At 56.5% G+C, this 21,893-nt stretch carries 16 protein-coding genes, 2 tRNA genes and 3 rRNA genes; 11 read left to right on the top strand and 10 right to left on the bottom strand.

The window, feature by feature from the left end:
• Positions 1-438: 438 nt before the first annotated feature.
• Both ACY8D3_RS13855 and ACY8D3_RS13850 read right to left on the bottom strand, forming a co-directional pair.
• Positions 439-1,131, bottom strand: coding sequence for a phosphatase PAP2 family protein (locus ACY8D3_RS13855; RefSeq protein ID WP_462379346.1), 693 nt, complete (start codon positions 1,129-1,131; stop codon positions 439-441).
• A gap of 8 nt (positions 1,132-1,139) precedes the next feature.
• Positions 1,140-3,107: an LTA synthase family protein gene (locus ACY8D3_RS13850; protein WP_462379345.1), complete on the bottom strand. Its 1,968-nt coding sequence runs from the start codon at positions 3,105-3,107 to the stop codon at positions 1,140-1,142.
• 187 nt (positions 3,108-3,294) lie between these two features.
• Here ACY8D3_RS13850 and ACY8D3_RS13845 point away from each other — a divergent pair, with 187 nt between their 5' ends.
• Positions 3,295-3,654, top strand: a complete 360-nt coding sequence (locus tag ACY8D3_RS13845) for a hypothetical protein (protein WP_462379344.1) — start codon at positions 3,295-3,297, stop codon at positions 3,652-3,654.
• Positions 3,655-3,656: 2 nt separating this feature from the next.
• On the opposite strand, the gene ACY8D3_RS13840 is transcribed toward ACY8D3_RS13845, so the two are convergent.
• Positions 3,657-4,082, bottom strand: coding sequence for an anti-virulence regulator CigR family protein (locus ACY8D3_RS13840; protein ID WP_462379343.1), 426 nt, complete (start codon positions 4,080-4,082; stop codon positions 3,657-3,659).
• Positions 4,083-4,747: 665 nt separating this feature from the next.
• Between ACY8D3_RS13840 and ACY8D3_RS13835 the strand changes: the two genes are divergently transcribed.
• From ACY8D3_RS13835 to ACY8D3_RS13810, 6 genes are all read left to right on the top strand, one after another.
• Positions 4,748-6,283: ribosomal RNA gene (locus ACY8D3_RS13835) — 16S ribosomal RNA — on the top strand.
• Between the two features lie 94 nt (positions 6,284-6,377).
• A tRNA-Ile gene (locus tag ACY8D3_RS13830) sits at positions 6,378-6,454 on the top strand.
• A 31-nt stretch (positions 6,455-6,485) separates the two neighbouring features.
• Positions 6,486-6,561: transfer RNA gene (locus ACY8D3_RS13825), tRNA-Ala, on the top strand.
• 237 nt (positions 6,562-6,798) lie between these two features.
• Positions 6,799-9,690: ribosomal RNA gene (locus ACY8D3_RS13820) — 23S ribosomal RNA — on the top strand.
• Between the two features lie 139 nt (positions 9,691-9,829).
• Positions 9,830-9,945: ribosomal RNA gene (gene rrf / locus ACY8D3_RS13815) — 5S ribosomal RNA — on the top strand.
• Together the 16S, 23S and 5S rRNA genes with 2 tRNA genes alongside form the textbook arrangement of a ribosomal RNA operon.
• Before the next feature lie 613 nt (positions 9,946-10,558).
• Positions 10,559-11,068: a disulfide bond formation protein B gene (locus ACY8D3_RS13810; RefSeq protein ID WP_462379342.1), complete on the top strand. Its 510-nt coding sequence runs from the start codon at positions 10,559-10,561 to the stop codon at positions 11,066-11,068.
• A gap of 50 nt (positions 11,069-11,118) precedes the next feature.
• On the opposite strand, the gene ACY8D3_RS13805 is transcribed toward ACY8D3_RS13810, so the two are convergent.
• The 3 genes from ACY8D3_RS13805 to ACY8D3_RS13795 form a co-directional block, all read right to left on the bottom strand.
• Complete coding sequence (locus ACY8D3_RS13805) at positions 11,119-12,015, bottom strand: universal stress protein (RefSeq protein ID WP_462379341.1); 897 nt, start codon at positions 12,013-12,015, stop codon at positions 11,119-11,121.
• A 246-nt stretch (positions 12,016-12,261) separates the two neighbouring features.
• Positions 12,262-13,644 carry an adenylate/guanylate cyclase domain-containing protein gene (locus ACY8D3_RS13800; RefSeq protein WP_462379340.1) on the bottom strand — a complete coding sequence of 461 codons (1,383 nt, stop codon included), beginning with the start codon at positions 13,642-13,644 and terminating at the stop codon, positions 12,262-12,264.
• Between the two features lie 375 nt (positions 13,645-14,019).
• A complete protein-coding gene (locus ACY8D3_RS13795; RefSeq protein ID WP_462379339.1) occupies positions 14,020-15,471 on the bottom strand; it encodes a TrkH family potassium uptake protein in 1,452 nt (483 codons plus the stop codon).
• A gap of 278 nt (positions 15,472-15,749) precedes the next feature.
• On the opposite strand from ACY8D3_RS13795, the gene ACY8D3_RS13790 reads away from it, so the two are divergent.
• Complete coding sequence (locus ACY8D3_RS13790) at positions 15,750-16,118, top strand: YkgJ family cysteine cluster protein (protein WP_462379338.1); 369 nt, start codon at positions 15,750-15,752, stop codon at positions 16,116-16,118.
• A gap of 83 nt (positions 16,119-16,201) precedes the next feature.
• The gene (locus ACY8D3_RS13785; RefSeq protein WP_462379337.1) at positions 16,202-16,762 is read left to right on the top strand and encodes a nitroreductase family protein; all 561 of its coding nucleotides are present in this window, start codon (positions 16,202-16,204) and stop codon (positions 16,760-16,762) included.
• Between the two features lie 23 nt (positions 16,763-16,785).
• Here the strand turns inward: ACY8D3_RS13785 and ACY8D3_RS13780 are convergent, their stop codons facing one another.
• The 4 genes from ACY8D3_RS13780 to ACY8D3_RS13765 form a co-directional block, all read right to left on the bottom strand.
• Positions 16,786-18,111, bottom strand: coding sequence for a sensor histidine kinase (locus ACY8D3_RS13780; protein WP_462379336.1), 1,326 nt, complete (start codon positions 18,109-18,111; stop codon positions 16,786-16,788).
• Positions 18,112-18,267: 156 nt separating this feature from the next.
• Positions 18,268-18,675 (bottom strand): Spy/CpxP family protein refolding chaperone, encoded by a 408-nt coding sequence (locus tag ACY8D3_RS13775; RefSeq protein ID WP_462379335.1) that lies wholly within the window; start codon positions 18,673-18,675, stop codon positions 18,268-18,270.
• A 129-nt stretch (positions 18,676-18,804) separates the two neighbouring features.
• Positions 18,805-19,482: a response regulator transcription factor gene (locus ACY8D3_RS13770; protein WP_462379334.1), complete on the bottom strand. Its 678-nt coding sequence runs from the start codon at positions 19,480-19,482 to the stop codon at positions 18,805-18,807.
• 78 nt (positions 19,483-19,560) lie between these two features.
• The gene (locus tag ACY8D3_RS13765) at positions 19,561-20,148 is read right to left on the bottom strand and encodes a septation protein A (RefSeq protein ID WP_462379333.1); all 588 of its coding nucleotides are present in this window, start codon (positions 20,146-20,148) and stop codon (positions 19,561-19,563) included.
• A gap of 190 nt (positions 20,149-20,338) precedes the next feature.
• On the opposite strand from ACY8D3_RS13765, the gene ACY8D3_RS13760 reads away from it, so the two are divergent.
• Positions 20,339-21,178 (top strand): PHP domain-containing protein, encoded by an 840-nt coding sequence (locus tag ACY8D3_RS13760; protein ID WP_462379332.1) that lies wholly within the window; start codon positions 20,339-20,341, stop codon positions 21,176-21,178.
• A gap of 30 nt (positions 21,179-21,208) precedes the next feature.
• On the top strand, positions 21,209-21,841 hold the full coding sequence (locus tag ACY8D3_RS13755; protein ID WP_462379331.1) for an L-threonylcarbamoyladenylate synthase: 633 nt from the start codon (positions 21,209-21,211) through the stop codon (positions 21,839-21,841).
• Positions 21,842-21,893 lie beyond the last annotated feature (52 nt).

The raw sequence follows: 21,893 nt of genomic DNA, 5'->3' as shown, positions 1-21,893 counted from the left end.
AGCGCCGGCTATTTCATCAGCCTCACTCTTATCAGTTATCTCGACCAGATTGCGAGGTGCTGCACCCGGAAGTGCAGCTGGCGTTGATCGATGATCCGAAGTCGCTGGACATCGGGCCGCTCAAGCGCAGGTCCTTGTCCGCGCACTAATAGCTGGCGTTCATGCATTTGGTGTTTTCTACCCCGACCCTGACGCGCCAGCACGACTGCTCACACGAGTGTCGAAGCTAGTCGATGTCAGTATCGTGCGGGCCACGCTGATCCAGCGAATCGATGGCTAACGCGGCCAATCGGAAGAGGCGCATGAGCAGATCGAAAGCGCGACGACCCGCGGCAAGATCGTGCTGGAAGGCTTCTGACGCCGAGTGCGGCCGGCACACCCATGCGCCGGCAGTCCTTCAGCTGGGCCGACCGCCCCGAGTGATAACGCGCCCTGCGCCTACGTCGGGTGCCGGTAAAGCATAAGGCGATACAAGGCAAGGCAGATGCTCCAGTCGAGCAGCATCGTCCACAGGTTATGCGACAGGAAATGAGCACCTTGCATCATTCGGCCAACGGACAGCGTCGCGCCCAATAGCAGTGCCAGGATCAACATCGCCCGTGCCAGCCGCGGGCGCCTGTCTCTGAGACAGAAAAACAAAGCGATCAGGGAAAAGCCCGCGGAGGCGTGGCCTCCCGGCCAGCAGCGGCCTGGGTTGCTCGTTTCAGGGCGGGCGCCAATCAGCGGGCTGAACGCTTCGTGACCTCCAAACTCCGTAAGGCTCCAGGGGCACTGAATCGCCGTCAGCGTCTTGAGCGGCGGGACGATTGCCGTGGAGACCCCCAGCGCCAGCACGAGATAGCCCAGTGGGCGTCGTGCGGGCTTGCAGCGCTTCAGAAGTAAGCTGCCTACAAAGGTGACTGCCGCCAATACGTTGATGACAATGACAAGCTGTTTGGCCCGCTCGTGAAGGATGTTCTCCAGCCAGTAGCTGTGTCGTCCGACGAAGCCTAGGTCAGGGACATAGAAAAGGTGTTCGATCCATATGTCCAGCGGGGCCGGATCCATGACCAGCAGTAGTGTCATACAGCTGAAAGGCAGAGCGAATCCCAGCTTGAAGCCGAAGGGGCGCGCCTGGGGGCTGATTGCCATTGCGCTTGTCATTTCTGACTTACAACATTGTGCCGGGCAGGCTCCGGCTGTGGCCCGTGCCACGCTAGCAGCCCGGCGGTGTAGTCGTGGCTGGCGCCTTGATAGTAGGCAATGTCGCGTTTCACCAAGGGATCATGGGTCGTGCTGTTTTGTTCGCGACTGAAAGTCTGGGCATCACTGTGAGTACGGATCTGTTTACGTGGGCTAAGAATTGCCAGGTCCTTTCCGTCGAAGAGTCCAAGGTGTTGGTAGTTGCCAATCAAGGCGCGCCCGGGTTTGGGGTGATCCATGAGCAGATTGCGGCCGAAGAAGGTCGAGACGTAGTCCATATTCAAAAGGCCGAGCAGTGTCGGAGCGATGTCGATCTGGCTCGCGAGGCCGTCGAATTCGCGCGGCTGGATCAGCTTTGGTGCATATATAAATAGCGGTATGTGATAGTTCGCAACCGGTAGATCCTGGCGCCCCGCACTGCCAGCACAATGATCGGCTACGAACACGAAAATCGTATTGTCGAACCAGGGCTGCTGGCGAGCACGATTCAGGAAATCTCCGATCGCCCAGTCGGTGTATTTCACTGCGCCGTCACGACCACTGCCTGAAGGGATATCTATTCGGCCATCCGGATAGCTGTATGGACGGTGGTTGGAGGTCGTCATGAGGTGAAGGAAGAACGGCCGGTGTGCCGCGTCGTCCCCGTCTGCCACCTTGATCGCTTGGGTAAAGAGATCCTCGTCGGCCATGCCCCACGCATTCGCAAAGTGAATCTCGCTTTCCGGCACGCTGCTTTGGTCTACGATTCGATAGCCGTTACCGCTAAAGAACGCGTTCATATTGTCGAAGTACCCGCGCCCTCCATATATAAAGGCGCTGTCGTAGCCGACCTGCTTGAGCTGCTGGCCGAGCGATCCATATCCCGTTTCCTTGCCGATGCGCTTGACGATAGAACGGCCGGGCGTAGGCGGCACCGACAGGGTGATGGCCTCGAGACCGCGATCCGTTCGTGTGCCTGTTGCATAGAAATTGTTGAAGAACAGGCTTTCCTGCCGAAGCGCATCCAGGTTGGGGGTGAGCCCGGCGGTATTGCCGAAGCTGCCAAGGTATTTAGCGCTAAGGCTTTCGACTGTGACGAGGATGATGTTGGGTTGCCTTGCCATTCCGGCGTTATCGACAAAGCGGCGTATGTCCTGCGGGTCCGTGCCTGTGAACCGTGAGTTAGGCTCTTCTACCTCGCGACGCAGATCACCCGCGATCTCGTTTTCTGGCAACGATGCATAGAACTGTTGGTAGTCGAGTTCATTGTTACGGAACGCGGCAAAGAATTGGTAAGGGCCGTTACTGGCTAACTCGCGCTGATAGGTGTTATCCCGAAGCGTCTGATTCACGTCTTGGTCGACCGCGACTGCAAGGATGGCAGCAGTGATGGTGATTGCAGCGGCAGCACCTATACGGCCCTTGATTTCGGCGGGCTCTGCTCGGAGCAAGCGCGCGATCGTAGGCTGGATCAGAAGTGTCACGGTTGCAGCAAGGATGGCCAGGAGGCCGATAAGGCTGAAGACCGGGTAGGACTCCATGATGTTGCGAACGACCTCGTCCGAATAGACTAGGTAATCGACGGCGATGAAGTTGAAGCGGACCGAGAATTCATCCCAGAACAGCCATTCCGCTAACGCCGTGAAGAGCATTGCAAAAAGGCTTGTGCCGAAGAGAACCGTGAGAGCAATACGGTGCCAGCGTGCCTGCCAAATCCGTATTGGGCAAAGCAATAGGTAGAGGGTCAACGGCAGTGCGGCATAGGACAGGAAGGTCACGTCATACAGGAAGCCGATGACATATATCTTCATCATCGGCCACGCCGAAATGGTTGCTTCATGAAGATGCGTGACGAGTAAGACGGTCCGGGTACAGGCGAATACGGTCAGCCAGGTTGCTAGAACAAGGGCCAAGAAGCGCAGTTGTGAATGAGGAAAGGCACGCATATAGCGCTCCGGTCAGTGAAGTCGCCGGATTCTGCGTAGCGGCCTGTGGTCCTAACGTTAAGGGCGTGTGAAAAAACCGTCGGGCGTCGAGGCTGGTTGTGGCTGACAAAGCATTCACATTGGCTTGATGGCGATTTGACGCAGTCGGGTCCACGCTTAAGTGAGCTTCTTAGCGTATGGGTGCCCTATGAACAATTTCAAAATCCGGTTCGCCACTGTCCTGGTCTGCGTGGCTGCAGCAGGATGCCAAAGCAGTCACGAACAGTTGGTGCAGTCCGGTTACCCGCCAGCGTATGCAGATGGCTACGCAGCGGGCTGTAGCAGCGGCCGTCACGCTGCAGGCGCCGCGGGGGGCTTCCAGAAGGATGCCGAGCGCTTCTCTAGGGATAACTTGTATGCACAAGGGTGGTCGGACGGACTCAACCAGTGCCAGGCTCAAGCTACGTCTCGCCAAGGCCAGGAGGATCGCTGGGATCTGATATGGCGAGAACGTAACGATCGCAGGGAGCAGCGCATTGACCAGGAGCGTGGTGAGTCCTACCGTTGAGGTTAGTCGAGCACACCTCGAATCACCTCATAAATAAGTCCTGTCGCGACGGTGACGAGAAGGAGGTCGGGTCCCGCCTGACGCCATTCGTAGCCATCGTATTGGGGCAGTCTTCCCAACAAACGTGTATCTACCTTCTTGGCGATGCCTGGTGGAAGCGGCTTGCCGCGTCCCAACTGCTTTTGAATTCCCGGCGGTATCTTGCCGGCCGGCTGCAGATAGTCACGATTGTCCCGAAGGATGATTCGTATCCCGCCTATATCTATAGAGGGGCCTCGGTTACGGTAATCGGCCTGGCCGTGGCCCGGATGGCCTTTTTCGCCATGACCGTGGCCTTTACCGTTGCCTGGATCGGATACGGCTATAGCGGATGACATAAACAGGGCAACAACGGCCCAGCTAAGCGGTGCGAGTACTGCTTTACTCATATAAGGAACCTGTGCAATTCAATGCCGCACGCTTAGATCGGTTCTAATCCAGTAGTTCCGATATACGTTTCTGCTGCGAAGTCATGGGGGCAGGCCGCCAGCGCACACCTTAAGCCAATTAATTGAAATTAAGTGTTGACGCCTCGTTTTGGGTGTCTATAATGCGCACCACTTCCGGCGCAGACCGAAGCTGAAACTCCTTGAGAATCAAAGGGTTAGGCGAAATTAAAGGTTGCGCTGGCGGCGAATTCGAGTAGAATGCGCCGGGCTGACAAGGTAGCGGTTAGGGTCTTGTTGGTGGCTTCGGTCAAGATGATCGAAAGCGTTGAAAGAGGGGTTGACAGCGTTTCAGGATGCTGTAAGATTCGCCTCCCGCTGACGAGACAGATTGAATCGAAAGCGGCAAGCGGTTGAGTAGAAAGAGATTTCGAAAAACAAAAGCTTGACAGATTGAAAGGCTGCTGTAGAATGCGCGGCCTCGAACGAGACGAAAGACTGGTTCGAAACGCTCTTTAACAACGGAATCAAGCAATTCGTGTGGGTGCTTGTGATGTAAGACTGATAGTCGACTGATTATCAGCAACACAAGTAACACTCGTGAATTCGAGAGTTTATTTGCGATTGCTGAGCCAAGTTTAGGGTTTTCTCAAAACCCGGATTGATTTGAACTGAAGAGTTTGATCATGGCTCAGATTGAACGCTGGCGGCAGGCCTAACACATGCAAGTCGAGCGGCAGCGGGTCCTTCGGGACGCCGGCGAGCGGCGGACGGGTGAGTAATGCCTAGGAATCTGCCTGTTAGTGGGGGATAACTCGGGGAAACTCGAGCTAATACCGCATACGTCCTACGGGAGAAAGTGGGGGATCTTCGGACCTCACGCTAACAGATGAGCCTAGGTCGGATTAGCTAGTTGGTGGGGTAAAGGCTCACCAAGGCGACGATCCGTAACTGGTCTGAGAGGATGATCAGTCACACTGGAACTGAGACACGGTCCAGACTCCTACGGGAGGCAGCAGTGGGGAATATTGGACAATGGGGGAAACCCTGATCCAGCCATGCCGCGTGTGTGAAGAAGGTCTTCGGATTGTAAAGCACTTTAAGTTGGGAGGAAGGGCTTACGGTTAATACCTGTGAGTTTTGACGTTACCAACAGAATAAGCACCGGCTAACTCTGTGCCAGCAGCCGCGGTAATACAGAGGGTGCAAGCGTTAATCGGAATTACTGGGCGTAAAGCGCGCGTAGGTGGTTTGGTAAGTTGAATGTGAAAGCCCTGGGCTCAACCTGGGAACTGCATCCAAAACTGCCTGACTAGAGTACAGTAGAGGGTGGTGGAATTTCCTGTGTAGCGGTGAAATGCGTAGATATAGGAAGGAACACCAGTGGCGAAGGCGACCACCTGGACTGATACTGACACTGAGGTGCGAAAGCGTGGGGAGCAAACAGGATTAGATACCCTGGTAGTCCACGCCGTAAACGATGTCAACTAGCCGTTGGAATCCTTGAGATTTTAGTGGCGCAGCTAACGCATTAAGTTGACCGCCTGGGGAGTACGGCCGCAAGGTTAAAACTCAAATGAATTGACGGGGGCCCGCACAAGCGGTGGAGCATGTGGTTTAATTCGAAGCAACGCGAAGAACCTTACCTGGCCTTGACATGCTGAGAACTTTCCAGAGATGGATTGGTGCCTTCGGGAACTCAGACACAGGTGCTGCATGGCTGTCGTCAGCTCGTGTCGTGAGATGTTGGGTTAAGTCCCGTAACGAGCGCAACCCTTGTCCTTAGTTACCAGCACCTCGGGTGGGCACTCTAAGGAGACTGCCGGTGACAAACCGGAGGAAGGTGGGGATGACGTCAAGTCATCATGGCCCTTACGGCCAGGGCTACACACGTGCTACAATGGTCGGTACAAAGGGTTGCCAAGCCGCGAGGTGGAGCTAATCCCATAAAACCGATCGTAGTCCGGATCGCAGTCTGCAACTCGACTGCGTGAAGTCGGAATCGCTAGTAATCGTGAATCAGAATGTCACGGTGAATACGTTCCCGGGCCTTGTACACACCGCCCGTCACACCATGGGAGTGGGTTGCTCCAGAAGTAGCTAGTCTAACCTTCGGGGGGACGGTTACCACGGAGTGATTCATGACTGGGGTGAAGTCGTAACAAGGTAGCCGTAGGGGAACCTGCGGCTGGATCACCTCCTTAATCGAAGACATCAGCTTCTTCATAAGCTCCCACACGAATTGCTTGATTCACTTGCGAAAGCGATTGGGTTTTAGACCCGAGAGTGAGACAGATTGGGTCTGTAGCTCAGTTGGTTAGAGCGCACCCCTGATAAGGGTGAGGTCGGCAGTTCGAATCTGCCCAGACCCACCAATTGTCGAGGGGCTAGGCCGGTCGAACCATTGGGGCCATAGCTCAGCTGGGAGAGCGCCTGCTTTGCACGCAGGAGGTCAGGAGTTCGATCCTCCTTGGCTCCACCATTACTCGAATCGCTTGAAAAGCTCAGAACTGAGCATCCGCTTTGGTGGGATGTTGAGTTCTGGACTTTGCGCCAGAACCGTTCTTTAAAAATTTGGGTATGTGATAGAAGTAGACCGAATAATCTCTTTCACTGGTGATTATTCGAGTCAAGGTAAAATTTGCGAGTTCAAGCGCAAGTTTTCGGCGAATGTCGTCTTCACGTTCGAGACATATGACCAGATTGCTTGGGGTTATATGGTCAAGTGAAGAAGCGCATACGGTGGATGCCTTGGCAGTCAGAGGCGATGAAAGACGTGATAGCCTGCGATAAGCTTCGGTGAGGTGGCAAATGACCTGTGACCCGGAGATCTCTGAATGGGGGAACCCACTTAGCATAAGCTGAGTATCTTGTACTGAATACATAGGTGCAAGAGGCGAACCAGGGGAACTGAAACATCTAAGTACCCTGAGGAAAAGAAATCAACCGAGATTCCCTTAGTAGTGGCGAGCGAACGGGGACCAGCCCTTAAGCTTCTTGGATTTTAGTCGAACGCTCTGGAAAGTGCGGCCATAGTGGGTGATAGCCCTGTAGACGAAAGGATCCTTGAAGTGAAAACGAGTAGGACGGGGCACGTGAAACCTTGTCTGAATATGGGGGGACCATCCTCCAAGGCTAAATACTCCTGACTGACCGATAGTGAACCAGTACCGTGAGGGAAAGGCGAAAAGAACCCCGGAGAGGGGAGTGAAATAGAACCTGAAACCGTATGCGTACAAGCAGTGGGAGCCTACTTTGTTAGGTGACTGCGTACCTTTTGTATAATGGGTCAGCGACTTATATTCAGTGGCGAGCTTAACCGAATAGGGGAGGCGTAGCGAAAGCGAGTCTTAATAGGGCGTTTAGTCGCTGGGTATAGACCCGAAACCGGGCGATCTATCCATGGGCAGGTTGAAGGTTAGGTAACACTGACTGGAGGACCGAACCGACTACCGTTGAAAAGTTAGCGGATGACCTGTGGATCGGAGTGAAAGGCTAATCAAGCTCGGAGATAGCTGGTTCTCCTCGAAAGCTATTTAGGTAGCGCCTCATGTATCACTCTGGGGGGTAGAGCACTGTTTCGGCTAGGGGGTCATCCCGACTTACCAAACCGATGCAAACTCCGAATACCCAGAAGTGCCGAGCATGGGAGACACACGGCGGGTGCTAACGTCCGTCGTGAAAAGGGAAACAACCCAGACCGTCAGCTAAGGTCCCAAAGTCCTGGTTAAGTGGGAAACGATGTGGGAAGGCTCAGACAGCTAGGAGGTTGGCTTAGAAGCAGCCACCCTTTAAAGAAAGCGTAATAGCTCACTAGTCGAGTCGGCCTGCGCGGAAGATGTAACGGGGCTCAAACCAGGCACCGAAGCTACGGGTGTCATCTTTGATGACGCGGTAGAGGAGCGTTCTGTAAGCCTGTGAAGGTGAGTTGAGAAGCTTGCTGGAGGTATCAGAAGTGCGAATGCTGACATGAGTAACGACAATGGGTGTGAAAAACACCCACGCCGAAAGACCAAGGGTTCCTGCGCAACGTTAATCGACGCAGGGTGAGTCGGTCCCTAAGGCGAGGCTGAAGAGCGTAGTCGATGGGAAACGGGTTAATATTCCCGTACTTCTGGTTACTGCGATGGGGGGACGGAGAAGGCTAGGCCAGCTTGGCGTTGGTTGTCCAAGTTTAAGGTTGTAGGCTGATCACTTAGGTAAATCCGGGTGGTTAAGGCCGAGAACTGATGACGATCCTTCTTTAGAAGGAGAAGTGGTTGATGCCATGCTTCCAGGAAAAGCCTCTAAGCTTCAGGTAATCAGGAACCGTACCCCAAACCGACACAGGTGGTCGGGTAGAGAATACCAAGGCGCTTGAGAGAACTCGGGTGAAGGAACTAGGCAAAATGGCACCGTAACTTCGGGAGAAGGTGCGCCGGTGAGGGTGAAGGGTTTACCCCGTAAGCTCATGCCGGTCGAAGATACCAGGCCGCTGCGACTGTTTATTAAAAACACAGCACTCTGCAAACACGAAAGTGGACGTATAGGGTGTGACGCCTGCCCGGTGCCGGAAGGTTAATTGATGGGGTTAGCGCAAGCGAAGCTCTTGATCGAAGCCCCGGTAAACGGCGGCCGTAACTATAACGGTCCTAAGGTAGCGAAATTCCTTGTCGGGTAAGTTCCGACCTGCACGAATGGCGTAACGATGGCGGCGCTGTCTCCACCCGAGACTCAGTGAAATTGAAATCGCTGTGAAGATGCAGTGTATCCGCGGCTAGACGGAAAGACCCCGTGAACCTTTACTGTAGCTTTGCACTGGACTTTGAGCCTGCTTGTGTAGGATAGGTGGGAGGCTTTGAAGCGTGAACGCCAGTTTGCGTGGAGCCATCCTTGAAATACCACCCTGGCATGCTTGAGGTTCTAACTCTGGTCCGTTATCCGGATCGAGGACAGTGTATGGTGGGCAGTTTGACTGGGGCGGTCTCCTCCTAAAGAGTAACGGAGGAGTACGAAGGTGCGCTCAGACCGGTCGGAAATCGGTCGCAGAGTATAAAGGCAAAAGCGCGCTTGACTGCGAGACAGACACGTCGAGCAGGTACGAAAGTAGGTCTTAGTGATCCGGTGGTTCTGTATGGAAGGGCCATCGCTCAACGGATAAAAGGTACTCCGGGGATAACAGGCTGATACCGCCCAAGAGTTCATATCGACGGCGGTGTTTGGCACCTCGATGTCGGCTCATCACATCCTGGGGCTGAAGCCGGTCCCAAGGGTATGGCTGTTCGCCATTTAAAGTGGTACGCGAGCTGGGTTTAGAACGTCGTGAGACAGTTCGGTCCCTATCTGCCGTGGACGTTTGAGATTTGAGAGGGGCTGCTCCTAGTACGAGAGGACCGGAGTGGACGAACCTCTGGTGTTCCGGTTGTCACGCCAGTGGCATTGCCGGGTAGCTATGTTCGGAAGAGATAACCGCTGAAAGCATCTAAGCGGGAAACTCGCCTCAAGATGAGATCTCACTGGGATCTTGAATCCCCTAAAGGGCCGTCGAAGACTACGACGTTGATAGGCTGGGTGTGTAAGCGTTGTGAGGCGTTGAGCTAACCAGTACTAATTGCCCGTGAGGCTTGACCATATAACACCCAAACAATCTGCCTTGCAGATGGGTGCGAGCGGTCGAAGCCGACCAAGCCGAAAGCTTGCGAACTCGTATACCGATCCATCACATACCCAATTCGGGGAAGCGACTCAATATCGACTCCCCAACCAAATTGCTTGACGATCATAGAGCGTTGGAACCACCTGATCCCATCCCGAACTCAGTAGTGAAACGATGCATCGCCGATGGTAGTGTGGGGTCTCCCCATGTGAGAGTAGGTCATCGTCAAGCTCCTATACGAAACCCCAACTTCGAAAGAGGCTGGGGTTTCTTCTTTGCGCCGCGAAAAAGCCCGGAGCGCCAGGGGCGTAGCGGAACGTCCAAGCAACGCGGCGAGAATGGCGCTATAAAGGCCTGTTGCACGTCATGCCTCATCAGGCAAGCGCTGCCAATACTGCACATCCCCACGCTCAAAGATCGCCGACCGCAGCCGTTCGATAAACCGACGTCTGCGTTGCTGACCATCCTTCGCTCAATTTGTGCAGCAGATACGACCGTAGCCTAACAGCCCGCCGGACAGTCTTCAGCGACTCGGCCAACGCCGTAGTAAGAAGTAGAACGCAACGTTGGTTATGCAATCCAGACGTGCAGCTCCGGTATATCGAGCTGCACGTCTGGTTTCCGCCTTCTGCTAGTACGGCCCAACGGTAGGTAAGGCAGGTCGCCAGGCTCCACCGCCATGCTAAAGATTGCTTGCCGATGAGTGCGATACATGAGACACGCTTATCGCCCCAACATGCCAGTCGGTTTTGTTGGTACAACTTGGATGGGGTGATCCGCTAAGATGACAGGTGCTTGGCCAAGCCATTATCGCCGAGCAACCTCTCACCGGTGGAGCTAGTAAATGTCGTCTCGTGCTTCTGGATATCCGACCTATACGCAAAGCGGACTGTTGGTTTTGCTAGGTTTGATTAGCGTGGCCCTGGTCATTGGCGCCGTCGCCATCCAGATCTTCGGCGGCCAAGACCCGTGCCCCCTCTGCATTGTCTTGCGTTACCTCTTCCTGCTCATCGCGATAGCGGCATTTGCAGGAGCTCTTGTTCGTAAGCGAGGAGGGCGAGTCGGCGTCGCATTGTTTATTCTCGTTGTATCGCTGGCAGGCGCTGCGGTTTCCGGGAGGCTGGTGTATTTGGAGTTCAACCCGTTTGCCAGCTGCGGCAGGGATGTGGTGCAACTCTGGACTGACGCTATTCCTCTTGCCCAATGGTGGCCAACGGTATTCCAAGCAACAGGGATGTGTGGAACTGCCTATCCGCCGATCTTCGGGCTATCGCTTGCAGAATGGTCGTTGGTTGCCTGCGTTGCTGTTGCCTTATGTGTTGCTATAGGGCTATGGCGCGCCCGGCGTATGTAAGGGGACAGCGTCCACGGCAACGCATCAGGACGCCGTACTGGAAGGTCGGTTCAATCGCCGTGGACGGCTAGCAGGCTGCAGCCAGTCTTAGCCAGCATGGACTCGGTAGAGCTTTTAATAACGCGTTCAAGCCATTGCTGGGGTTTCACGCCCATGGCTATCAGGTCTGCGTTGATCCGGCGTGAAAAGTCGACCAAGGCCGACACAGGGTGGCCCGGAAGAAAGTGGCACTTGTCTACGGGAACGTCAAAACGTGCGGCGAACTCGTAGAATGCCGCCTGCTGCATTTCCCTGCTCTCTGCCGCATACCTGTGCTTCCACGCAGCCAGGGCGTTGCTGCCACTGATGTATCCAGGCGTCACTGCGTATGCGCCGAAGAGTTGCACCGTCGCGTCGCATGCTTGTGCCAAGGAATTTGCGGTCTGGATGATAGAAGCGTTAAGTCGCATATTGCGTTCACTCGTATCATCGACATCGACAGCCGCAACGATTTGCTGTGGACGAGGCTTGTCGCCTGGGCCAACCAGATGAAGCGGGGCGCCGCACGCCCGAAGTAACTGGCAGTCCAGGGAAGTCATGAAAGGACGCGTGAAGGAAGGCGCGTGTTTCAGGTCCTTTATCACCATCGCAGGCCGCCGCTGTGTGACCTTCATAAGCAATGCGTCTGAGTTGTCAGGGCAATCGTCCGCATCGAAGGTTGCGGTGAGCCCTTTAGCTGACAATGCGTTTACCGTTTCCTGCATCCAAAGCATGAGATGTTCAATATGTTCGGTAGGTGCCGAGCAAGGCGAAAAGGCTGTAGGCCTGGCGAGGTCCTTCTCTTGGATGAAGAGAATGATGTGTACGCGATTGCCAGTGCGCTCCGCCAGGCACGCTGCTCGTGCCAGTGCAGCCGATCGGCCGAGGCTGGGGTTCGGTAGTACGAGAATTTCATTCTGTTCAGACATCGGGCACCTCCGGATGGGCCAGAGGTGCGCCTTGTGGCTAATTGAGGGACGCACCTCGGAAACGGCGCGCGAAGGCTCTCTGCACACCTGACATACGCCCAAAGCTTAGGCGAGCGGCCAGCCTTCCGATTGACCCAGATCAGTTTAACGGACACACGGATTACGCAGTCGTAAACGCGTATGTCCGACGCTCGACCGGCATCGCAGGCAGCATCTCGCTGGCAGACCGAGTCTATATGGAATGGGTTACAAGACCCGATCCCGTAACTTCTCCGCAGCCTGACTCAACGCCTCGATAACTCGCTGCTTGTCATAAGACTGAACACCGTTAGTATCCAGATACATCGAAAAACCAGGCAACTCATGCTCGACATAGCTCGAGGAGCCGCCGAGGTCGCGCCGGAAGTCTACAACTTGATAAATCTGTACCGGGCGGCTGAACCCCTTGACGTTGATTTGCCCCTTATCGCGGCACATGATCACATCTTTTACTAATGAATACGTCTCGTGCGAGATGAGGATCTCTCCGGCGTCGGCTGCGTTCTCCAGACGGCTAGCGAGATTCACCTCCCTACCGATGATTGTGTAGTCCATTCGGGTCGATGCACCGAAGTTGCCCACTGTGCAGTAGCCCGTGTTGATCCCCATCCGAATCTCCAATGGCTTGTGGATACCCTGACTACGCCATTGCTGCCAAAGGACCTTCATGTGCTTACGCATGTCGATAGCCATCGCGACGGCTGCGAGCGCGTCATTCTTAGCGCCTTGAGTCGCTGGGTCGCCGAAGAAAACCATCACGCTATCCCCGACGAACTTGTCGATAGTCCCCCCATGTTTCAAGGCGATCTTTGACATCTCGTTCAGGTACGTATTGAGGAGATCGGTCAGAGCCTCTGCTTCGAGTTCCTCCGATAGCTCTGTGAATCCTTTGATATCAGAGAAGAATACGGTGAGCTTCTTGCGCTGAGTTTCGAGACGTACATTGCGCTGGCCATCGAAAATCAATTTCCAGACCTGCGGAGAAAGGTATTTAGCGAGGTCCCGGGCTAGGCGACCTGCCTTTTCCTTCTCTTCTTTGACTTCATTTCTGAACTCGCCCACATATTGGATGAGGACATGTAGGGCGTATGCGGTAAGGAGGAGGTTCAGAACCGTGAAGAAAACGGCCACCACCGAGACGCCCAGCGCGCTTTCCAGCTGAACATGTGGCTTGAACAGAGCACTGGTGAAAATGCATGCGCTCGCCGCGGTCAGGAACGTTAATCCGAGGCAACGCATTCCACCTGCAACAAGGCTGGCGAAAGCGAGCGTCAGTAAAAGCATTGCGGACGGCACGATAGCCAGCCCTAGGAGGACGGTGCCTACGCCGATATGAATCGCATCGAGGAAGAGCAGAACCAGTCGCACCTGAGCAATCGGATGGTCGAAACGATAAGCCACCTGCTGGATGACATGCGGATAAAACAGCGCGAAGAGTATCGACCAGAGCATCGCATACCCGAACTGGCCGACATACACACCAACGGCAACACTTGCCGAAAAAGTCAGATAGGCCAGGATACGCGCGTGGTACTCGCGACGGCCGCAGGAAAGAAAGCCGCTTTCCAAGGGGGAGGGAAGGGTTTTCATAACGAAGGGGTGCATCCTTGCCACATGGCGTCTAGATGATGTTCGCCGTGCCTCTCACGGTCTTCTTGCGTGCGGATGGGGTAAACGCCCAGCGGACTCGTCGTCAGCGATTGTCGGTCGCGTCGACGAGGCACACGGTGAGGAAGGCTCTTCCGCTAGGCACAGGCTCATGCGGAGGCTCATTGCCATCATAATAGGTGGCGATGACACAATGCCATTACTAAGTGCCAGGCGGTCGATCGCGCGTCGTTGGGTTTTCAAAAATCCAATGACAAACGATTGCCTACTTCACTACCACCGACCTGAGCTATTCCGTTGCTCAGGTTGTGATGAATCTCTCGGTAAACACGCGAAACCCGCTGAACGGTCGGCTGTTTAATGTCGCCAGAATGTTGGTGTCAGCAATACCAACACTGTGATGATCTCAAGACGGCCAAGTAGCATACCAATCGCCAACAGCCACTTTGCGGTGTCGGGCAGGCTCGAAAAATTGCCAGCAGGGCCGATGATGTTGCCTAGCCCTGGACCTACGTTACATACAGCGGTTGCAGCGCCGGTCAGCGCGGTGATTGGATCTAGACCGAGCATTGTCAGCGCCAGCGCTAGAATACCGATAGTGATGGTGAAGAAGAACGAGAAGGTCAGAATAGACCGGACAATTTCTTCATCCAGATTGCGGCCATTGTATTGCTGTTTGAAGACGGCTCGAGGGTGAACGAGCTGTTTCAATCCTCCCCGCAATAGCGTGAAAGCGACCTGGAATCGGAAGATCTTCAGCCCACCGGTGGTCGACCCTGAGCAGCCACCCATGAATGTTAGGTAGAAGAAGAGCATGAAGGCGAAGCCACCCCACTGACTGTAGTCGCCGACCGAAAATCCTGTGGTGGTGATGACCGAAACGATGTTCACGCTCGCCATTCTTAAAGAGTCTATAAACGCATAGTCGCTATTTAGCCAAAGCCATACCGCGGTAAAGAGGCAGATCGTGACTGTAGCACCGAGGAATCCGCGCACTTGTTGGTCCTTCAGCATGGCCACGGGGTTGCCCCTCAACAGCGCGACGTACAGGACGAACGGCAGTGCGCCAAGCAGCATAAAGACGACGGCGACCCAGTGTGACGCGTTGCTGAAACCTCCGAGCGACGAGTCGGACGTCGAGAATCCCGCTGTGGAGACGGTGCTAAGTGCATGGTTGACCGCGTCGAACGGACTCATGCCGGCGAGCCAGTAAGCCAGTGTGCACGCTGCGGTAAGCGTCAGGTAGATAGCAGAGATGTATTTTGCCGCGATATGCGATCGAGGTATGACTTTCTCACCCCAATCCGAAGACTCGGTCTGGAACAGGCGCATGCCCCCTACGCGCAACATGGGCAACACCGCTACGCCCATCGCGACGAAGCCGATGCCACCCATCCATTGCAGCAGCGACCGCCACATGAGGATTCCGGCAGAAGAGTTGTCCAGGTTCGTCAGGACCGTTGCGCCAGTGGTTGTAATCCCGGACATCGTTTCGAAAAAGGCGTCGGTATAGCTCAGATGCTGGAGAAACATCATGGGAAGCGCAGCAAAGATGCACACAGCTACCCAGATCGATGTCGTCAGCAGATAGAGGTCGCGTGGTCTTAAGTGGTTATTCTGCGGGCGCCCTGGGAGGAGGAGAACAAGACCTGCGGCAGCCGTGATGAAGCAGCCCCAAATGAATGCGCTCAGATGCTCCTTTTCGTCCATCAGGACCAGCGTCGCCATGGGCACGACCATGCTCGCCGCGAGGATGAGCAGGAAGACCCCAATGATAAAGCTGATGACACGTAAGGTGGACAGGGCCATAAGTGAGCTGCAACTCAAAAGGTCGACATTCTAGCGACATGCCGCGGTACAAGAAATGTCGGACGAAAAGCACCGGCACCCGCTTCCCAAATGCATGGCGAGGAATAGAATAGCCGCGCTGCACGGGTCGATCTTGGACGTGCAGGAGTCGGGCCGCATCGCGGGTCGCATCTCTAGGCCGCCCAGGGCTTCAGGTTCATGTCGGGTTGCCACAGGGCGAACACGTTCGTTGGTCCTTTGTGCCGGAGCGTTCCGGTTTTCAGCCTATCGTTTTCATCATGTCCAGTTCGAATCCGTGTTTGACCTGCGGCGCCTGCTGCGCGCATTTCCGTGTGTCGTTCTTCTGGGGCGAGTGCCAATCGGCCGGCGGGACCGTGCCCGATGATCTCGTGATCCAGATTTCACCTTCTCGCGTAGCCATGCAAGGTACTGACACGAAGCCTACGCGCTGTGTCTCGCTGCTGGGCGACGTAGGCTGCGGTACTCGGTGCACAATATATGAGCACCGCTCCTCCCCCTGCCGCGAGTTTGAAGCGTCCTGGGAGAATGGGGAGCACAATGAGCGCTGCGATGCCGCGCGCGCGGCATATGGATTGCCGCCGTTGACACCACCGCTAGAGCCGGACGTTTCTCCTCGTGTAGCTTAAAGGGCGATAGCCCCCATGGTCTGGCTCGCTGCAACCTGTCCTCCGCCTATAGAATGTCGTTACATTCCTGTCAGGAGGTATCCATGGATGCTCTTGAGGCGCTCACGCAGCGTGTCTCCATCGCGAAACTGACCGAGCCTGCACCGAGCGCGCAGCAACGAGATTGGCTTTTTCGGGCTGCCCTGCGTGCGCCCGACCACGGATTGCTGCGCCCCTATCGCTTTTTGACCATCGAGGGACAGGCCCGTGAACGGTTGGGTGACTTGTTCGCCGCTGCACTCGAGCAGGGTGAAGATCCTCCGAAGCAAGAAGCGGTCGAGAAGGCGCGCCGCAATCCTCTTCGTGCTCCCTTGATCGTTGTGGTCGTCGCGCGTGTACTGAAGCATCCCAAGGTGCCGGGCCTCGAGCAGCAGTTGACTGCGGGCTGTGCCGCTCACGGGATCATTCAGGCCGCCTTTGCTTTGGGACTCGGAGCCATCTGGCGAAGTGGTCCGTTGGCCTACGATCCGTATGTGGCGAACGGACTGGGGCTTGCTGAGTACGAGCAGTGCCTGGGATTCGTGTATCTCGGAACGCCTGACAAGGAGCCTCGCACAGCACCGCAACTGAGCACGGCCGACTTCGTCACCGCTTGGCGGGGTTAGGCCAAGCCAGGCGTCTCGATATATCACTGTCGCTCTATTCGGCGCGGCAGGCGCAGCGTTGCGACGAAGCCTCCGTCAGGGTGATTGGCGAATCCGAGGTCGCCACCGTGACGTTGCGCTGCCCGGCGTGCAATGGCCAGGCCCAGGCCATAGCCGGGAGCCGTTTGGTCCGGCGCGCGGAAGAAGGGTTCGCCCAGCTGATCGAGCAAAGCAGGATCCACGCCTGGGCCACGGTCTCGAATCGAAATCGATACGTCGGAATCGGCTGAACTGACATTGACTTCGATTGGTCGGCCCGGCGGATTGAATCGTACAGCGTTACGTAGCAGGTTATCGACGGCGCGTTCGAGCATGTCAGGCCAGCCCTCAATTTCTATGGACTGCGCCATTGTGATGGCGATCTTCTGATCGTCTGCGCCCAGCAGGTTATCCTCCTTTAGCCTCTCGAGGAGCGGGGCGATAGCGATCGGTTGAGAGGCGCCAGGCTCGGCGTCCAAGCGAGCGAGGACTAAAATTTCACTGATCAACGTTTCCAGTCGGTCACATTCCTGGGCCAGGCGGGGCCACAGTCTCTGGCGCTCGTCTTCGGAGGCTCGCTCCGCCAACGCAAGTGCAACGCGCAGGCGCGCGAGGGGCGAACGAAGTTCGTGCGAAACGTCGCGAAGCAGTTGGCGCTGGCTTCCTATCAATCCTTGGATACGCGCGCCCATCCGATTGAAGTCTCGCGCGAGAACGCCGAGTTCGTCGCGACGTCGCGCCAGACGTGCCAAGCTGTGCTGCTGATACGCAGTCTGCCCTAGATCGTGAACGGCACCTCTTAGACGGTTGAGAGGGCGGGTAATGGACAGCGTAAGCCAGAGGGACAGCAACGTGAGCACAACGAGTGCTATTGCCAGAATGCTCAGCCCAAGGCTTCCATCACGATTCCACGCATCCAGCTCGGGATAGGGAATGCGATAAATGAAGAGGTAGGTCTCGCCTGTCTGAGGGCTAATGTAATCGGTGGTAAGGCGGCGCCAGGGCAAGCGGCGGTCGTCCCCTTGGCGCGCTTCGAAGGCGGCGGCTCTAGGTGGAAAGGTGCCACGGATCCGTGGCTGGCCATTCTCTCCAAGCACCTGTACATCCACGTGGTAACGCTGCTTATGCAGTTCAAGCAGCATCTGCGCCGCTAGCGGACCTTGGTTCTCGTAGACCCAGGCCCAGCGCTCCGCGAGGCCTTCGAAGGCCGGATGACCGTTGATGATCCAGCTGTCCTGATTGAGCGTGCGGCCAACTACAACTGCAAGGCCGGCCACTAGGGCGATAGCCAGCCAGAAACTGGCAAAGATTCTCCAGAACAGCGAACGCACCGAACCACTCCTCATCTTCGCAAAGCCTGAACCCTTCGGACGCGGTGAGCAGCCCTCGAAACGAGTCAAGGGCGGCTCGGCAGGCTGACTTCCGGGCGCGCAACGACTCCGTTCCGTAACGGAGCACCAACAACGCGCGATATTGCAGAGGCCATGTTAGCGGTTCTTTTCCTTCTCGGCTTTCCAAGCCCGGAATTCGGCCATTTCGGCCCGCCGCGCCTCTCGTTTTTTCTTTGCCTCGTCAAAGGCCTTCTGCTGTTCCGGGTTCAGCAGCGCGCGGATTGCATTCTGGTTGTTTTCCTGCGAGGCCTTGAGCTCTTTTTCCATCGCGGATTTCTGCGCCTCTGGCAGCTTGTCGAGATAGCGCTCGGTGATGTCGCGCCGAGCTTTCATCTCGCTTCCCATCAGCTTGCCGATTTCGCGTCGCTGCTCCTTGCTCAGGTCCAGATCCTGGAACAAATAGTGGCCCGGCCCTCTATGGCCGTCTCGAGGGCCCTCCGGCATTGCTAGGGCAAGTGTTGGCAGCGTCGCCGCAAAAAGGGCGATGATCAGTTTCTTGCGCATGAGCGCTCTCCTTGTCATGAACACCGGCAAATACCGGCTGAGTTCAGTTTAGGGAGTGCGATGTCAGGAGCGGTCAGCCGTCAGTAAACCTTGGGTAAAGGCCCGTACGTGAACTGTAAGCAGGCTAAATTAGGCGTTGTAGTAATAGCCGCGGCTGCGGAGCGCGACGATGCGAGGGCGGCCATCCGCATGTGGCCCCAGCTTGCGCCGGAGGTTGCTGACGTGCATGTCCAGGCTACGATCATAGAGCGTTAGTTTCCGACCGAGCGCCAACTGTGCCAGCGCCTGCTTGTCGATAGGCTCGCCGGCCTGCCGTAGCAACGACTCGAGCAGGCGCCCCTCGGATACGGTCAGGCTGACTTCCTGGCCACTCACCGTGGCGATACCTCGCGCCGGGCTATAGCTCAAATCGCCTGTCTCGACCTGGCTTGCAGCGGTAGGAGGTTGAGCGCGGCGCAACACGGCGCGAAGGCGAGCCGTGAGCTCACGTGGATCACAGGGCTTGGCCACGTAATCATCCGCACCCAATTCTAGCCCGAGGATCCGATCCAAAGGTTCGCCGCGTGCGGACAACATGACGACGGGCAGATCAGGGTGCTCGCTACGTAGCTTCTTGAGCACTTCCAGGCCGCTTCCATCGGGAAGCATTACATCCAGAACGACGGCGGCAGGGCTCTGCGACTCCAGTTCCTGCTGTGCCGATCGACCGTCATGGCAGGCCTTGACGCGGAATCCTTCCTGGCTAAGCCAGCTCGACAGCAGTTCGCACAATTCGCGGTCGTCGTCGATCAGTAGCAGTTCGCTCATATAAGCCTGAAGGTGATAGGGCAGGGGGCAGGCTTGCATCGGATCACGCAAGCCCTGGCTTCGCTTGGCGGCGCGCCGTCAGTCTTTCTGGTCGGGTTTGGTGTCCTGCATGTAGCGCGCAAGGTAGATACCCTGGCCTACGAGGAACAGAAGCGTGAGCCCAAGGCTACCGAACACCTTGAAGTCCACCCAGATGGACTGGTACGTGAACGCCACATAAAGATTCGCAAACCCGCAAACCAGGAAGAACACGATCCAGGCAAGATTGAGTTTTACCCACACAGGCTGAGGCAGCGTCAGCGCATGGCCCATAACGCGTTGCACCAATGGCTTGTCACCAATGAAATGGCTCGCAGCGAAGGCCAGTGCGAACAACCAATTGACGACCGGCGCCTTCCACTTCAGGAAGGTCTCGCTATGGAAGGCCAGCGTCAGCCCGCCGAATACCAGGCACGCAACCAGTGTCAGCCACTGGCCTTTCTCCAGCTTTCGCTGGGCAATGAACAGCGCCCCGTAGACGATGACCGAACTGGCAATCAGCATCGCGGTTGCGCTGTAGATGCCGCCGAGCTCGAGGCTGTGGCCGGCCAGATCGACCGTACGGGGGTCCATCTTGTAGACGATGAAGAACAGCAGAAGCGGGATGAAATCGATGAATTGTTTCACGGCAGCAGCCAGGACAGGATGTGGGGGGCATAATACCAAACCCGTCCGCTCGGGTAAGCGCACGCTTGGGCAGATCCCTGTCACAAGGTGTTCCGTCCCAGATAGACGGTCAGCTGCCGTGCGCTGCCAGTTGGGCTGACGTCATCGGTGACCCAGGGTCACCACTTATGCTTCGCTAAACGGTACCTTCATGTTCGTAGATCTTCATTGCCACAGCACAGCCTCCGATGGCTCGTTGTCGCCATCCGCTCTGGTCGACCGCGCGCACGAGCGGGGTATCGGTGTATTGGCGCTGACCGATCACGACACCCTTGAGGGGTTGGATGAAGCCGAGGCAGCCGCTCAGGCCCGGGGAATCAGGCTCATCTCCGGTGTGGAACTGTCCTGTCTATGGGGCGGGGCGACCATTCATGTATTGGGTTATGGATTCAAGCGTGATGCCGACGCCTTGAACACGGCCCTTGCCGCCATGCATCAGGCACGTTGGCAGCGAGCGGAGGAGATCGGCAGGCGTCTCGCGGCGAAAGGCATGCCTGGCGCGTTCGAAGGGGCACAGGCGATCCAGCAATCGCGCGGCGAGACGGACAATGCGCCAGCACGGCCACACTTTGCCGACTATCTGGTTGCGCAAGGTCACGTGAAGGATCGCTCCGAGGCATTCCGCAAATGGCTGGGCGCAGGCAAACTGGGTGACGTCAGGCAGCATTGGCCGTCGATCGAAGAAGTCGTATCGACACTGCGCGCCTCAGGCGCGTGGGTGAGTCTTGCGCATCCCTATCACTATGCATTCACGCGCAGTAAGCGGCGTCGCCTCGTCACAGCGTTCACCGAAGCTGGCGGTCATGCGTTGGAAGTCGTCAATGGCATGCAGCCGGCGGAGCAGGTCGGCACACTTGCAATTCTCACGCGTGAGTTCGGTCTATTGGCAAGTGCGGGCAGCGATTTCCATGCCATTGGAGACTGGTCCGAGCTGGGCATGTATCGCCCGCTTCCGGACGATTTGCCCAAGCTGTCGGACCGCTTCGCCTGATGCCCGAATGACCATGCCGAAGGAGCACGCGTGAGCCAGTTTTTCCAGATCCATCCCGAGAACCCGCAGCCACGCCTGATCAAACAAGCGGTGGAAATCGTCAGGCGAGGGGGCGTCATCGTTTATCCAACCGACTCGTCCTACGCAGTGGGCTGCCAGATCGGCGACAAGAATGCCGTTGAGCGTATCCGCCGGCTGCGCAAACTCGATGACAAGCATAACTTCACGCTGGTCTGCAGTGACCTTTCGCAGCTCGGCGTCTTTGCTCGTGTCGATACGCATGCCTTCCGGCTGCTCAAGGCCCATACCCCTGGGCCATATACGTTTATCCTGAGCGCCACACGTGAGGTGCCGCGTATCCTCATGCATCCCAAGCGGCGCACCATCGGGCTGCGCGTACCGGGCCATCCCATTGCGCAAGCCTTGCTGGCCGAGCTGGGCGAGCCGTTGATGAGCGCCTCGTTGATCATGCCCGGTGAGACGCTGCCAATGAGCGATCCCTATGACATGCGCCAGTCACTCGAGCATGACGTCGATCTCGTTATCGACGGCGGCTACGGCGGACTCGAAGCCTCGACCGTCATCAACCTGGCCGAAGGGGAGGTCGGGGTGGTGCGCGTTGGTTGCGGGGACCCGAGCCCATTCGAAGAGGCCACGTCTTGACCGACGGCAGCAGCACAGCAGAGGCGAAGATCCCGGAACAACAGGAGCTTGC

The organism is Pseudomonas sp. Marseille-QA0892 (assembly GCF_054950135.1).
Note: the sequence above shows the minus strand (reverse complement) of the source record. Positions and strands in the feature narration are given on the sequence as shown.